The following is a 15,256-nucleotide window of genomic DNA, read 5'->3' on the forward strand; positions in this document are numbered from 1 at the left end:
GTGAGGGAGAAACGGGGCAAGTAACCATGTTGAGCATCGGAGACTTCGCGAGAGCAGGTCGTGTGTCGGTGCGCATGCTCCGCCACTACGACGCCATCGGCCTGCTCGTGCCCGCGAGGGTCGACGCATCCACCGGGTACCGCTCGTACACCGCGGGCCAGTTGGCGCTGCTCAACCGCATCGTTGCGCTCAAGGAGCTGGGCCTGACCCTGGCCCAGGTCCAGCAGGTGGTGGAGTCGGCGGTCACCGTCGACGAAATCCGCGGGATGCTCACGCTTCGCCGAGCAGAACTCGAGACCCGAATCCAGGAAGACACCGCGCGACTGGCGCATGTACAGGCGCGCCTACGCATCATCGAAAGTGAGGGACAGATGTCCGCATACGAGGTTGTGATCAAGTCCGTTCCGGCGCTGCGGGTCGCGGAGTTGACCGGTACCGCCAAGACGATGGATCCGTCGTCGATCGGTCCGGTGGTTCGCGGGCTGTACGAGCGCCTGTGCACCGGTTTGGATCGTGCCGGTATCGCCACGATCGGACCTGCGCTCGCGTACTACGAGGATGCCGGTGACGACGAGAACGTCGTCGTGCATGCCGCGCTACCGGTCGATGCGGATCCCGAGGGCGACTACGAGTTCGCGGTCGTCGAATTGCAGGCCGAAGCTCAGGTGGCCTCGCTGCTGCACAAGGGGTCGATGGACAACTGCCTGCCCGCCTATCAAGCCTTGGCTCAGTGGATCGACGCAGCGGGATACCGCAATGCCGGCCCCAGCCGGGAGGTCACGCTGGCGTGCCCGGAGGACGTCGACGGCTGGGTCACCGAGCTGCAGGAACCTGTTGCCAAGGCCTGAAGCCCGCACGTGTCGGCAGGGTCGTGCACCATGGGGTCCATGACCACCGCCACTGCCCCAGCCATGCGCGACGAAGCCGAGCGACTGCTCCGTGAACTCGCGGGGCCGGATGCCCGCCTACGCGAGGACCAGTGGACGGCCATCGAGGCGCTGGTGGTGCAACGCAAGCGTGCCCTCGTCGTCCAGCGGACCGGCTGGGGCAAGTCTGCGGTCTACTTCATCTCGGCGAAGCTGCTCCGGGCAGCAGGTCATGGCCCCACGGTCATCGTCTCTCCGTTGTTGGCCCTGATGCGAAACCAGGTCAGTTCTGCCGAGCGTGCCGGGGTGCGAGCCGCGACCATCAACTCGGGCAATGTCACGGAGTGGGACGACATCCACGCCCGCGTTGCAGCCAACGATCTCGACGTACTGCTGGTCAGCCCCGAGCGCCTGAACAACCCCGACTTCCGCGATCAGGTCCTCCCGTCCCTGGCAGCTGATGCCGGCTTGGTGGTGGTCGACGAGGCTCATTGCGTTTCCGACTGGGGACACGACTTCCGTCCCGACTATCGGCGTATCAGGACTTTGATCGCCGAACTCGGCGAGGGCATTCCCGTCCTCGCGACCACGGCTACGGCCAACAACCGCGTCGTCGAGGACGTGTCCGCCCAACTCGGCGTCGGCGGCGAGGAAACGCTCGTACTTCGTGGCGGGCTCGAGCGCGAGTCACTTCACCTTTCCGTGGTTCACATTCCCGAGGCGACGGCGCGCGCTGCCTGGCTCGCCGACATACTCGAGACGCTGCCGGGATCGGGCATCATCTACACGCTGACGGTTTCGGCCGCTCGCGACCTCGCAAGCCTGCTCTCCGAGCGCGGTCATACCGTCGCCGCCTACACGGGCCAGACCGATCCCACCGAACGTGAATCCCTCGAGCAGGACCTGTTGGGCAATCGCGTCAAGGCTCTGGTGGCCACCTCGGCCCTCGGGATGGGCTTCGACAAGCCTGATCTCGGGTTCGTCGTCCACCTCGGCGCACCGTCGTCACCTATCTCGTACTACCAGCAGGTGGGCCGCGCCGGGCGTTCCACCGACAGGGCAGACGTGATCCTGCTGCCGGGCGCCGAGGACAAGCAGATCTGGAGCTACTTCGCCTCGGTCGCCTTCCCCCGCGAGCATCTGGTCCGCAGCGTCATCGAGCACCTCGACACCGAAAAGGCCACGTCGACACCGGCACTCGAACCGCTGGTGGAGCTCAATCGCACCCGTCTCGAAATGGTCCTCAAAGTTCTCGACGTCGACGGCGCGGTCAAACGAGTCAAGGGCGGTTGGATCAGCACCGGAGAACCTTGGGTGTACGACGCCGAGCGTTACGGTCGACTCGACGACGCTCGCCAGGCCGAGCAGGCTGCAATGGTCGAGTACCAGAGCATCACCACGTGCCGAATGACCTTCCTGCGTGAACAACTCGACGATCCTGGTCTGACATCGGAGAACTCACAGTGTGGACGCTGTGACAACTGCACCGGCAATCGCTACGACACCACTGTCGACACCACCGCCCTCGACGAGACTCGGGCGCGCTTGCAGCGCCCCGGATTCGACCTGGAGCCGCGCAAGATGTGGCCGACCGGCCTGAGCAAGCTGGGCGTCAAGCTGTCCGGGAAGATCACCGAGGGACCGGAAACCGGGCGCATTCTCGGACGGATGTCGGACCTGGGCTGGGGCCAACGTCTCCGCGCGCTTTTCGACGGTCCCGACGCCGAGGTACCCGATGCGGTGGTCAGCGCGTGTATCAGCGTTCTGGCCGCCTGGAATTGGGCCGAGCGCCCCACCGGTGTGATGGCCCTCGAATCCACGACGCATCCGTTGCTGGTGTCGAGCCTGGCTGCCAAGCTGGCCGAGGTCGGGCGATTGACCGACCTGGGCACCCTTCGCTTGCGACCCGACCACCCTCCGGTGTCGGCAGCGAACTCCGCCTATCGCGTGTCCGGACTGGTCGATGTTTGGGAAGTTCCGGACATGAGTATCCATCAGGGACCGATACTTCTTGTCGACGCAATCGCCGACACCGGTTGGACTTTCACGATGGCCGCACGCGCACTTCGGCAGGCAGGTGCGCATTCGGTCCTCCCATTGGCGCTCGCGAGCCCCAAATAGCGAGTTTTGGCCCGAAATAGTCGCTCGGACAACACCAAAAGTTACATAATGTGAGCACGATCACATTCATGTCCTCACCTGGGGCGCAACGGGTTCCGCACGGCCCGAAACGGACATCTGCATGACTTCGACAGCAATGATTGTTACGTTCAGATGACCGATGAAGCCTGTTGATACGAGAGCTATCCCGACCACCGCGCCGGACGCGGTGTTGTTCAGAAGCCCACAGATCGATGACGGAGTCCGGCTCTGGGAGATCGCACGTGATTCGAAGGTGCTCGACCTCAATTCGAGTTATGCATACCTGTTGTGGTGCAGGGATTTCAGCGCGACGTCCATCGTCGCAGAGGTAGACGGCCGCGTAGTCGGATTCGTTTCCGGTTATACCCGTCCCAGCGCGCAGGAAACCCTGTTCGTGTGGCAAGTCGCGGTCGACGAGGACCAGCGCGGCAAGGCAATTGCTGCCCGCATGCTGTCCGACTTGATGGATCGCACTGCCCCACTGGGTGTTACACATCTGGAGACGACGATCAGCCCCGACAACGAGGCTTCGATCGCACTCTTCACCGCGCTCGCACGTCGACGCGAAGTACCGATAACCAGGCAGAACTTGTTCTCGCCCAAAGATTTTCCCGATGGACACGAAGCCGAAGATCTTTACACGATCGGCGCCTAGCGCACTTCGCGCTCGGCATACAGCATGCCCCGGAGGAACAAAGAAGATATGAATATCAACGAAGCAAGCATTTTCGAAACCCTCGAGTCCGAGGTCCGCAGCTACTGCCGTGACTGGCCTGCAGTGTTCACCAGCGCATCCGGATCCTGGATTCGTGACGAAAACGGACGCGAATACCTCGATTTCTTCGCCGGTGCCGGCGCCCTCAACTACGGCCACAACAACCCGGTGCTCAAATCGGCGCTGGTCGACTACATCATGAGCGACGGCATCACGCACGGCCTCGACATGTCGACAGTCGCCAAGCGCGAGTTCCTCGAGACCTTTCAGCGCAACATCCTCGAGCCGCGCGGCCTGGACTACAAGGTCCAGTTCCCCGGCCCGACCGGATCGAACACCGTCGAGGCTGCACTGAAGCTGGCTCGCAAGGTGACCGGACGTTCGGCAGTCATCAACTTCACCAACGCATTTCACGGAATGACACTTGGTGCACTCTCCGTGACCGGCAACTCGATGAAGCGCGCGGGCGCCGGTGTTCCGCTCGTGCACACGACACCGATGCCCTTCGACAACTACTTCGACGGCGTCACCGAGGACTTCCAGTGGTTCTCCCGCGTTCTCGATGATTCCGGTAGCGGCATCAACCGTCCCGCGGCAGTGATCGTCGAGACCGTTCAGGGCGAAGGCGGCGTCAATGTCGCTCGCCCCGAATGGCTTCGGGCACTGGCAACACTGTGCTCGGATCGTGGCATCCTGCTGATCGTCGACGACGTCCAGATGGGCTGCGGCCGCACCGGCCCGTTCTTCTCCTTCGAAGAGGCCGGAATCGTTCCCGACATCGTCACGCTGTCCAAGTCGATCAGCGGTTACGGAATGCCGATGGCGCTCACGCTGTTCAAGCGTGAACTCGACGTCTGGGGACCGGGCGAACACAACGGCACCTTCCGTGGCAACAACCCGGCGTTCGTCACCTCCAAGGTTGCACTCGACCACTACTGGTCCGACGACGCACTGACGAAGACAACCTTGAAGAAGGGCGCACGCATCAGCGAATGCTTCGCCAATCTCTCCGATCAGTTCCCCGGCGAGGTCTCGCACCGTGGACGCGGCCTGGTTCAGGGCCTCGTTTTCGATCAGCCCGAGCGCGCCGGCAAGGTCTGCCAGCTGGCATTCGACGAGGGATTGCTCGCGGAGACCTCCGGACCCTCCGACCAGGTTGTGAAACTGCTTCCGGCACTGACGATTACCGATGACGAGCTCGAGCACGGCCTCTCCATCCTGGCCGAGGCGACACTCAAGGTCTGCAGCTAGAGGAAGGACTCTCCCATGATCGTTCGCACCACCACCGAGATCACCGACACCGACCGCGACATCACGAGCGAGGACGGCAACTGGCGCAGCAAGCGCATCGTCCTCGGCGGCGACCGCGTCGGGTTCTCGTTCCACGAAACCACCATCAAGGCAGGTTCGGTCAACGAGTTCCACTACGCCAACCACGTCGAAGCGGTCTGGCTCGTCGAGGGCACCGGCAAGCTGATCGACCTGGACAACAACAAGGAATACGATCTCGCACCGGGGTCGATGTACCTGCTCAACGGTCACGAGCGTCACCGCGTCGAGCCCGATACGCAGATGCGCATGCTCTGCGTTTTCAATCCGCCGGTCACCGGGCGTGAGGTACACGACGAGAACGGTGTCTACCCACTGGTGGAGGTCCCCGCGTAGCGTCTAGTCATGGCGACTGACACCTCTCCACGCGTAGCGATCGGCCCCGTCCCCGATGCACTGCTCGACAGCGCGGTGCTTCGGGGCGGAGGTCTGATCAGTCCGATCGACACTGCCGACGCCCTGATCTGGGCGGGCTCACCCGAAACTTTTCCGTCGGAGTTACCGGCGTCGGTCAGGTGGGTGCAGCTGCCGTCGGCGGGAATCGAGGATTGGTTCGACTCCGGCGTGATTCCGAAGGACACCGAAATCACGTGGACCTCGGCGGCCGGCGCGTTTTCGGCCTCGGTGGCCGAGCACGCGCTCATGCTGCTGTTGGCCGGAGTTCGTCACCTGCCCGCACACATCGAAGCTCGAACGTGGCGTCAGTTCGAGTTCTTTCCCAAGATCGGCACCCTTCGTGGCTCGACGGTTGCGATCATCGGCGCAGGCGGTATCGGCCGCGCGCTGATTCCGATGCTGGCCGCGCAGGGGGCGGACAGCATCGCAGTCAATCGTTCCGGTAGCCCGGTTCCCGGGGCCATCTCGACGTACCCCGCATCCAGGATGGATGAAATCTATTCTCGCGCAGATCACTTCGTGATCGCTGCGCCCGCCACCCCGGCCACCCGTCACCTCGTTGGCCGCGCGCAGTTGGCGGCGATGCAACCCCATTCCTGGGTGATCAATGTCGCGCGCGGATCACTGGTCGATACCGACGCGCTGGTCGAGGCAATCGAGTCGGAGCAGATCGGCGGCGCCGGTCTCGACGTCACCGACCCCGAACCCCTCCCGGACGGTCACCCGCTGTGGGATCTGACGAATGCGATCATCACACCCCACGATTCCAATCCGCCGGGAGTTCGCCCCGCCGCGTTTGCGGATCACGTCTCCAAGAACGTGACCCGCTTCGCGAAGGGCGAGGCACTGGCTGCCCTCGTCGACCCGGTCGCCGGATACTGAGCACGCCGCCGCAGCCTGAATGATCCGGTGAAAGCTGCCGAAAGTTACTGTGGCGAATCCGTATCCGGGAAGAAGAGCGCCCGCGCCCGGCGAGCCACCTCCTCCGCAGGTACGTCCTCGACCTTCGTGCATACGGCCCACCGATGGCCGAATGGGTCGAGAAACACTCCGTGCCGGTCACCCGAGAACGTATCGGCGACCGCCGTGACCAGCGTGGCTCCCTCGGCGACGGCCCGATCGACGAACTCATCCGTGTCCTCGGTGTAAACGACGATGGACGAATGCACCCAGCCGTCCTGCGGCGACCTGAGACCGAAGTCCGGCATCTCCTGCGAAAGCTGCAGCATCGAATCACCGATCCGAATCTCGGCATGCATGAGAGTGCCGTCAGGTGCATTCATCGCGTCGACGATCTCAGCTCCGAGTGCTCGTTTGTAGTAGTCGAGTGCGGCATGGCCGTCCGGCACCGCAAGGTAGGGAGTGATCGTGTGGTAACCAGCGGGAATTGGTTTCACTGTGTTCATGTCTACGAGTATCGACAGTCGTACACGTGTTCTATTGAACATTTCGGACTTCCTCCGCGCCGCCGTCTCGCACACGCGCCTATCCTGGAACGGTGCCTACCGACAACAGCCGCCTCGACGCCCTTCCCGAGCTCCTGGCCGGCCGTCGCCTGGCAGTTCTGACGGGTGCAGGCATCTCCACCGACTCCGGAATCCCGGACTACCGTGGCCCCGATTCACCCCCGCGCAATCCGATGACGTTCCAGCAGTTCATCGGGGATCCGGCGTTTCGACGTCACTACTGGGCGCGTAACCACATCGGCTGGCGATACATGGACAGCTCGCGGCCCAACCAGGGCCACCGGGCCGTCGCGGCACTCGAGCGAACAGGGCGAGCCGTCGGTGTGATCACCCAGAACGTCGACCTCCTGCACACCAAGGCCGGCGCGCGAAACGTCATCGACCTCCACGGCACCTACGCGCAGGTTCGATGCCTGAGCTGCCAGCGGCTGATCTCCCGCACCACTCTCGCCGAGAGACTGGAGGAAGCCAACCCCGGATTTGCCGAAACTGTGGCTGCTGCAACGGGAGTCGAGATCGCGCCCGATGCGGATGCCGTGATCGAATCCACCGCACACTTTCGCGTCGTGGATTGCGCCGTGTGCGGTGGGCTACTCAAGCCGGACATCGTCTACTTCGGTGAATCCGTCCCCAAGGAACGTGTGGCCCGGGCGTACAGCCTCGTCGACCAAGCCGATGCACTGTTGGTAGCCGGGTCGTCGTTGACGGTGATGTCCGGTCTGCGTTTCGTGCGGCATGCCGCCAAGACCGGGAAGCCGATCGCCATCGTCAATCGCGGAACGACCCGAGGTGACGAATACGCCGACCTCAAGCTCGAAGTCGGTTGTGCTGAAGCACTTTCCGCCCTGGTCGAGTACGACAGCTACAGCGCCACCAAGTCGTCCGCGTGAACCACGGGACGCTGCATGTCGGCCGGTAGATCGGCGGTGGAGCGCCCCAGGATCTCCTCGATCTCCGTAGCGTCGAACGCAACGACACCCCGAGCGACGGGCTTCTCCCCCGGTCCCATCAGCGACACGACATCGCCGGCGTGAAAATCGCCGGACACACCGACGATGCCCGCGGACAGCAGGCTTCGACGCTTGGACACCACCGCGCGAACGGCGCCTTCGTCGAGGTGAAGGTCACCCGATGTGTCAGCGGCGTGACGTACCCAGAATCGGCGAGCCGACAATCGCGTCGGCCGGGGCGCAAATGCTGTTCCGACATCGGCACCACTGAGTGCCTGCGCAGCGTCCGATGCTGCCGCGAGCAGCACCGGCACTCCGGAATCAGCGGCCAGGCGTGCTGCTGAGAGCTTTGACGCCATGCCTCCGGTACCGAGAGCGCCACCCGATCCGGCAACCACACCGTCGAGATCCTCGGGACTGTTGACCTCGGGAATCAGTGTGGCATCGCCCTTTCGGGGATCCCCGTCGTACAGGCCGTCCACATCCGACAACAGGATCAACGCGTCGGCGCCGACGAGATGAGCAACCAGAGCAGCCAGCCGATCGTTGTCACCGAATCGAAGTTCGGTGGTGGCAACGGTGTCGTTCTCGTTCACGATCGCCACCGCGTGCAATGCCCGTAGACGATCGAGTGTCCGTTGGGCGTTGCGGTGCTGCGTCCGTCGAGCGATGTCGTCCGCCGTGAGTAGAACCTGCCCGACGGTACGCCCGTAACGGGCGAACGACGTACCCCAGGCGTGAGCCAGCGCCAACTGACCGACGCTGGCCGCAGCCTGCTTGGTCGCGAGATCCCGCGGTCGCTTGGTCAGTCCCAGCGGCGCCAGTCCGGCGCCGACGGCACCGGACGAGACGACGACTACATCGGAGCCCGCGCGCATGCGGGTCTCGATGGCATCGGCCAACAGATCAAGTCGGTGAGTGTCGAGTCCCGCCACCAGACTGGTGAGCGCAGACGACCCGATCTTCACGACGATACTGTGAGCCGACGCTATCGACTCCCTGGTGGACCCGAGCACAGTCCCGTTCCCTCTCTTCGGTTTTCGTCCTGAAATCGCGTGAGTCAGGCGTCTTCGTCGAGCAGCCCGCGGCGGACGCGACGAGCATGCTTGCGCTCGTCGGCGCCGATACGCTCCACCTGATCGAGACGCGGGTCGGTTCCACGGCCCGTACGGGTCAGATCGATACCGGCCGGCGTCATCGGCTCCCACTCGAAGCTGACGTCACCGATGGTGACGGAAGCCCCTGGCTGAGCGCCCTTCTTGACCAATGCGTCCTCGACACCCAAGCGTGCAAGACGGTCGGCGAGGTAACCAACGGCTTCGTCGTTGTCGAAGGCGGTCTGACGAATCCACCGCTCCGGGCGGGTGCCTCGGACGACGAACCCACCAGGGATATCGGGATCCTTCTCGATGGTGAAGCTGGAATCCTTGACCTTGACCGGGCGAATGACCTGGCGCTTCGGCTCGGGCTTCGGATGAGCTTCGCGGTAGTCGCGGACCATCTTCGCCAGCGCGAATGTCAACGGTCGCAGACCTTCTCGGCTCACCGCCGAGATGGTGAAGACCGGCCATCCGCGAGCTTCGATCTCGGGTGTGACCATTTCGGCCAGCTCGGCTGCCTCCGGAACGTCGGTCTTGTTCAGGATGACGACGCGCGGGCGCTTGTCGAGGTCACCGAGTCCCGAGTCGCCGGAGAGCGCGGGCGTGTACGCGGCCAGCTCTGCTTCCAGGGCGTCGATGTCGGATATCGGGTCACGCCCCGGATCGAGGGTGGCGCAGTCGATCACGTGCGCCAATACGGCGCAGCGTTCGATGTGGCGCAGGAAGTCCAGGCCCAAACCGCGGCCTTCGCTGGCACCGGGGATCAGCCCGGGCACGTCGGCGACGGTGAAGGTGGTGTCACCGCTCGAGACGACGCCGAGGTTGGGGACCAGAGTGGTGAATGGGTAGTCGGCGATCTTCGGCTTGGCCGCCGAGAGAACGGACACCAGCGAAGACTTACCGGCAGAGGGAAATCCGAGCAGACCGACGTCGGCTACCGACTTGAGTTCGAGAACCAGGTCACGCTCGACACCGTCTTCACCGAGGAGTGCGAAACCTGGGGCCTTGCGAGCCTTCGAGGCGAGTGCTGCGTTGCCGAGTCCGCCGCGGCCGCCCTGAGCGGCGTCGTAGCGCGAGCCGACACCGACGAGGTCGGCAAGGACGTTGCCGTCGGTATCGAGAACCACAGTTCCATCCGGGACCTTGAGGATGAGGTCTTCACCGTTTGCACCCTCGCGGTTACTGCCGGCGCCCTGCTTGCCGTTGGTCGCCTTCGCGTTGGGATGGAAGTGAAAGTCGAGGAGGGTGTGGATGTTCTCGTCGACCACGAGGATGACGTCGCCACCGCGACCTCCGTTGGCACCGTCCGGACCGCCGAGCGGTTTGAACTTCTCGCGGTGTACGGAGGCGCAACCATTGCCGCCTTTTCCAGCGCTGACGTGCAGCACAACACGGTCAATGAATCGGGACATGACTGCCGGATCCTTCCTCAGTCAATTGCGGGTCTCACGCGATGAGCTGAACTTCTGGTGAGCAGGGTTGCTCGGGGTAAAACTGGCACTGCTTAAACAAACGATAGGGGCGGACCGGGTTATTTCAACCCTGGTCCGCCCCTATCGGGAGCTTGGAACGCGTCACTCTCTTACCGAAAGTAGAACCGGTGACGCACAACTAGCGAGAAAGACTAGACCTCAGCCGCAACGACGGCCGGAACGATGTTCACGGTCTTGCGTCCACGCTTCTGGCCGAACTCGACTGCACCGGCAGCGAGAGCGAACAGGGTGTCGTCGCCGCCACGGCCGACGTTGACGCCGGGGTGGAAGTGCGTGCCGCGCTGGCGAACCAGGATTTCGCCTGCGCTGACCGACTGGCCGCCGAAGCGCTTCACGCCGAGGCGCTGGGCGTTTGAATCGCGACCGTTACGGGAGCTGGATGCACCCTTCTTATGTGCCATGCTATTGACCCTCCTCGGGTGAAATTAGCTAGAAAGAACTGGTTACTTGATGCCCGTGACCTTGAGCACCGTGATCGGCTGCCTGTGGCCCTGACGCTTGTGGTAACCGGTCTTGTTCTTGAACTTGTGGATGCGGATCTTCGGGCCCTTGGTGTGCTCGACGATCTCACTGGTGACTGCGACCTTGGCCAGCTTGGCCGCGTCGGTGGTCAGGTCAGATCCGTCGACCACGAGAACGGGAGCAAGCGAGACAGCAGTGCCGGGCTCACCCTCGATCTTCTCGACCTTGACGAGGTCACCAACAGCGACCTTGTACTGCTTTCCGCCGGTCTTGACGATCGCGTACGTTGCCATCGGAGGGCTACCCCTTGCTTCTTCGAACTTGCTCGCGCTGCTGCCTGAGGCTTCAAATGCATCGCGACTGGTCTGGTTTATGTCACCTCGGCTCGGCACTGACGTACCGGGACATTCACGCGCACTCTAGGCACACGGAATCTCTACCGCCGGGTGGCGACCCTCCAAGGTTACGGGAAAGCAACCGTCAGGGTCAAACCGCCCCGCCGAGGGGTGGTGCTTACTACTCTATACTGCTTCTACCAGCTGAAACTTCGGATAACGGTTGGATGTCCTCGCTCATCGCGAAGTCATCCAACCGACCGAAAGCCAGTAGTTCTTACTCTCCGTCTACCGGAGGACCTGCGGGACGTGCTGCTGCACGCCTGCGACGGGGTCGCTTGACGACGACAACTTCTTCCTCAGCCGGAACTTCGGTGGCCGGAGCCGGAACGTTTTCCACGACCGCTTCTGCCACGGGTTCCGGAGTCGGAATCACGAAGACCGTACCCACCTCGGGAGCTGCCTCGGCAACCGGTGCCGACGCTGCCCGCGACGCCCGGCGACTACGCCGACGACCGCGCGGAGCTGCTTCGGTCGAAGCTGTCGCCGACTCGTTGTCCACTGCGGATACTTCTTCCGCAGCAGAGTCCACAACAGGAACGTCATGGCGCTCAGTAGCAGCAGGAGTATCGATCGGCCGATCCTGTTGCCGATCGGCACTTTTGGATGCATCATCCCCCGAAGACGTACCGGTGGAATCAGACTCGATCGAGCCGGCCGCGACGGTCTCGTCGTCGTCGTGGTGGTGCGAGGCCATCGCCAATGCCACCGGATGAGCCCGCTTGACGGTCGCGTCGACAGCCGGAACCTCCGGCGCCGGAGCTTCCTGTCCGTTGGACTCGGTCGAAGGCGACTTGTCTCCGCGGCCTCGCTTGTTCTTGCGCGAGGTGCCGGATTCGCTTCGCTGCGAGCCCGAACGCGATCCCCCGTCGTCCGAGGACTTCACCTCGACCGGCTCGGAGTGGACGATGATGCCGCGGCCGTGGCAGTGCTCACAGGTGGTCGAGAAGGCCTCGACCAATCCGGTGCCCAACTTCTTGCGCGTCATCTGCACGAGTCCGAGTGACGTGACCTCCGACACCTGATGGCGCGTGCGATCGCGACCCAGGCATTCGGTGAGCCGACGCAGGACCAGGTCCCGGTTCGATTCGAGGACCATGTCGATGAAGTCGACGACGATCATTCCGCCGATGTCCCGCAGGCGCATCTGGCGAACGATCTCCTCGGCTGCTTCGAGGTTGTTGCGGGTAACAGTCTCTTCGAGGTTTCCGCCGGCTCCGGTGAACTTTCCGGTGTTGACGTCGACGACGGTCATGGCCTCGGTGCGATCGATCACCAAGGTGCCGCCGGACGGCAGCCACACCTTGCGATCGAGTGCCTTGGCCAACTGCTCGTCGATACGGCGAGCGGCGAAGACGTCGATACCGTTGTTCGGCGTGTACTTCTCGAGTCGCGGAAGCAGATCGGGCGCAACGGAGTTGATGTAGTTCTCGACCGTCGTATGCGCCTTCTCGCCCTCGATGACCAGCTTGGAGAAGTCCTCGTTGAACAGATCACGAATGACCTTGACCAGCATGTCAGGCTCTTCGTACAGCGCCTGCGGGTTGCCGGACTTACCGGTGTCCGCAGCCGCGGCCTGCTCCTCGATGCCGGCCCACTGAGCCTGCAGACGAGTCACGTCGCGCGCCAACTCTTCTTCGCTGACGCCCTCGGACGCCGTGCGAATGATCACGCCGGCGTCGGCGGGAACGATGTCGCGCAAGATTTCCTTGAGACGCTTGCGCTCGGTGTCCGGAAGCTTGCGGCTGATACCCGTGGACGTACCACCGGGCACGTAGACGAGGAAACGACCGGCAAGCGAAATCTGTGTGGTCAGTCGAGCACCCTTGTGACCGACCGGATCCTTGCTGACCTGAACGAGCACCTGATCGCCCGGCTTGAGGGCCTGCTCGATCTTGCGCGAGTTGCCACCGAGACCGGCAGCCTCCCAGTTGACCTCACCGGCGTAGAGAACGCCGTTGCGGCCACGTCCGATGTCGATGAACGCCGCTTCCATGCTGGGGAGCACGTTCTGGACACGTCCGAGGTACACGTTGCCGACCATCGACGCGGACGCCGAGTTGGTGACGAAGTGCTCGACCAACACTCCGTCTTCGAGGACTGCTACCTGTGTAGTCGCATGCGGCTGACCGCTGTCTGCTCGATCGCGCACAACCATGACGCGATCGACGGCCTCACGACGCGCGAGGAACTCCGACTCGGTCAGAATCGGCGGACGACGACGGCCGGCGTCACGACCGTCGCGGCGACGCTGACGCTTCGCTTCCAGACGTGTCGAACCACTGATGCCCTGGACCTCGTCCTTGACGCGGGTCTTGTTGCGAGGTTCGCGCTCGTGAACGACGGTGTTCGGCGGATCGTCCTCGGACGTCGCAGTCGCGTCGGTGGCGCCGTCGGTGCCGGTCTTGCGACGACGACGACGGCGGCGACGGCGGCTCGATCCGTCGGCATCGAGATCGGAATCGTCGGCATTCTCGGAATCCGCATCAGCGGTGGACTCGGACTTATCACCGGATTCTTCGCCGGCAGCGTCGTCGGTTTGCTTCTCGACTGCCGCAGGGGCAGATTCCTGCTCCGATTCGGTAGCGGTATCCGACTCTTCGTCCGAGCCCTGCTCGCCACCCTGTTCACCGCGACCACGTCCACGTCCACGGCGTCCACGACGACGGCGACGCGGCTGATCGTCGTCCTCGTCCTCGGACTCGGCGCTCTCGCCCTCGGTTTGCGGTGCGGTCACAGCCGGCTCTTCGACGGCAGGAACTGCAACCGGTGCTGCCTCGGGAACGACGGTTTCGGCTTCCGTAGTTGTCTGCTTCTCTTCGACGACCGCCGGTGCAGCGGGCTCGCGGCGTGCGCGACGGCGACGCGGAGCTACCTCGGCGGCTTCGAGATCCGGCTGCAGGAACAGCGGGACCTGCGGCGCGGCGGGAGCCACCTCGGGCTGATGGGTCTGCGGCGCCTCGAAGGAAGTGAACAGATCGGACTGCTCGGCTTCCTTGCTCTGCAGCGCAGCAGCGGCGTCGAGTCCAGCGCTGATCTCGGCGACAGCCGGATCCACTGCTTCTTCTGCTGAAGGTTCTTCGGCGGCCGGTTCTTCGACAGCCGGTTCTTCGACAACGACCTTTTTGCGGGTGCGACGAGCCCTGACAGGCTTCTCGGCCGGAGCCTCTGCAACAGGCTCTTCCGCAACAGGGGCCTCGACAACCGGGTCGATGAGGGTATCGAGTTCGGCCACGACCGGCTCGATGGCCTCGGCCGCGGAAGTCAGCGAGGCGTGAATCCGCTGGGCAACGTCCCGTTGGAGACTCGACTGCGCACTGCGCAATTCGGTACCGAGCGCTGCGGCTTCGGCAAGGACCTGCTTACTGGTGACACCGAGCAGCTTCGCCAGCGCGTGTACGCGCATCTTGTCGGGAAATTCCGGGGTGGTGCTGGAATCTGATTCGGTTGGGGATTGATCGGCCACGTAAGTCTCCTCAGCCCCCGGGCGCGTCCAACCCAGAAGTCGAGTTGTCACGCGGCCACGCGGGAGCGTGCTGTGTGTACTCGCACTCAGAAGTGAGTGCGAGATTGTAAGGTCTCGCTCCGCATGGTCCGCAATGCCCGTTATTCACTGCGAGCACATGAAGTGCCTGGCTGGATGGCCGTTGTCCTGTGCGCGAGCGCCTGATCATCCAGCGTGCAGAGGTCCAGGGATTTCCTGTTGACCTGGAGCAGCGATGAAAGGGCATCGAACCTAGGTGTCATCCGGTTGAACGTGCGTAAAACAAATTGCGGTTCAACTGAAAGCAGTATCCCACACCAACGCGCCTGCAACTGCAAAGGGCGCACCGATGTGGGATACGTGCCGAGAATTCGCTGTGGAGATGTGGGCCGAAGGCCCGTTCATGTGGGCCGGAGGCCCGTTCATGTGGGCCGGAGGCCCGTTACATGTGGGCCAGA

Annotated in this window: 13 protein-coding genes; 7 read left to right on the forward strand and 6 right to left on the reverse strand. The window is 63.5% G+C overall.

All coding sequences use genetic code 11. The features are described 5' to 3' along the window. Positions 1-26: 26 nt before the first annotated feature. From ABX74_RS06200 to ABX74_RS06225, 6 genes are all read left to right on the forward strand, one after another. On the forward strand, positions 27-848 hold the full coding sequence (locus ABX74_RS06200; RefSeq protein ID WP_047888435.1) for a MerR family transcriptional regulator: 822 nt from the start codon (positions 27-29) through the stop codon (positions 846-848). A 39-nt stretch (positions 849-887) separates the two neighbouring features. Continuing rightward, positions 888-2,987, forward strand: coding sequence for a RecQ family ATP-dependent DNA helicase (locus ABX74_RS06205; protein ID WP_047888436.1), 2,100 nt, complete (start codon positions 888-890; stop codon positions 2,985-2,987). Positions 2,988-3,147: 160 nt separating this feature from the next. Beyond that, complete coding sequence (gene ectA / locus ABX74_RS06210) at positions 3,148-3,663, forward strand: diaminobutyrate acetyltransferase (RefSeq protein WP_019749063.1); 516 nt, start codon at positions 3,148-3,150, stop codon at positions 3,661-3,663. 48 nt (positions 3,664-3,711) lie between these two features. Beyond that, a complete protein-coding gene (ectB, locus tag ABX74_RS06215) occupies positions 3,712-4,974 on the forward strand; it encodes a diaminobutyrate--2-oxoglutarate transaminase (protein WP_020969986.1) in 1,263 nt (420 codons plus the stop codon). 15 nt (positions 4,975-4,989) lie between these two features. Continuing rightward, complete coding sequence (locus tag ABX74_RS06220; RefSeq protein WP_003944463.1) at positions 4,990-5,388, forward strand: ectoine synthase; 399 nt, start codon at positions 4,990-4,992, stop codon at positions 5,386-5,388. A 9-nt stretch (positions 5,389-5,397) separates the two neighbouring features. Then, entirely contained in the window at positions 5,398-6,330 is a 933-nt protein-coding gene (locus tag ABX74_RS06225) for a D-isomer specific 2-hydroxyacid dehydrogenase family protein (protein WP_007731007.1), read from the forward strand. 44 nt (positions 6,331-6,374) lie between these two features. Here the strand turns inward: ABX74_RS06225 and ABX74_RS06230 are convergent, their stop codons facing one another. Beyond that, positions 6,375-6,896 carry a VOC family protein gene (locus ABX74_RS06230; protein WP_082148460.1) on the reverse strand — a complete coding sequence of 174 codons (522 nt, stop codon included), beginning with the start codon at positions 6,894-6,896 and terminating at the stop codon, positions 6,375-6,377. Between the two features lie 50 nt (positions 6,897-6,946). On the opposite strand from ABX74_RS06230, the gene ABX74_RS06235 reads away from it, so the two are divergent. Further along, positions 6,947-7,804, forward strand: a complete 858-nt coding sequence (locus ABX74_RS06235) for an NAD-dependent protein deacetylase (RefSeq protein ID WP_019749066.1) — start codon at positions 6,947-6,949, stop codon at positions 7,802-7,804. Here the strand turns inward: ABX74_RS06235 and proB are convergent. The 5 genes from proB to ABX74_RS06260 form a co-directional block, all read right to left on the reverse strand. Further along, positions 7,777-8,880, reverse strand: coding sequence for a glutamate 5-kinase (gene proB / locus ABX74_RS06240; protein WP_020908223.1), 1,104 nt, complete (start codon positions 8,878-8,880; stop codon positions 7,777-7,779). The two genes, ABX74_RS06235 and proB, sit on opposite strands and share 28 nt — an antisense overlap. A 44-nt stretch (positions 8,881-8,924) precedes the next feature. Next, positions 8,925-10,376, reverse strand: coding sequence for a GTPase ObgE (gene obgE / locus ABX74_RS06245; protein WP_019749068.1), 1,452 nt, complete (start codon positions 10,374-10,376; stop codon positions 8,925-8,927). A 212-nt stretch (positions 10,377-10,588) separates the two neighbouring features. Further along, positions 10,589-10,858 (reverse strand): 50S ribosomal protein L27, encoded by a 270-nt coding sequence (gene rpmA / locus ABX74_RS06250; RefSeq protein WP_003944532.1) that lies wholly within the window; start codon positions 10,856-10,858, stop codon positions 10,589-10,591. 42 nt (positions 10,859-10,900) lie between these two features. Beyond that, the gene (rplU, locus tag ABX74_RS06255) at positions 10,901-11,212 is read right to left on the reverse strand and encodes a 50S ribosomal protein L21 (protein ID WP_003944533.1); all 312 of its coding nucleotides are present in this window, start codon (positions 11,210-11,212) and stop codon (positions 10,901-10,903) included. A 319-nt stretch (positions 11,213-11,531) separates the two neighbouring features. Continuing rightward, complete coding sequence (locus ABX74_RS06260; RefSeq protein ID WP_047888438.1) at positions 11,532-14,780, reverse strand: translation initiation factor IF-2 N-terminal domain-containing protein; 3,249 nt, start codon at positions 14,778-14,780, stop codon at positions 11,532-11,534. Positions 14,781-15,256: the final 476 nt, after the last annotated feature.

Source organism: Rhodococcus sp. ARP2, from assembly GCF_001029585.1.
GTDB classification, from domain to species: domain Bacteria; phylum Actinomycetota; class Actinomycetes; order Mycobacteriales; family Mycobacteriaceae; genus Rhodococcus_F; species Rhodococcus_F erythropolis.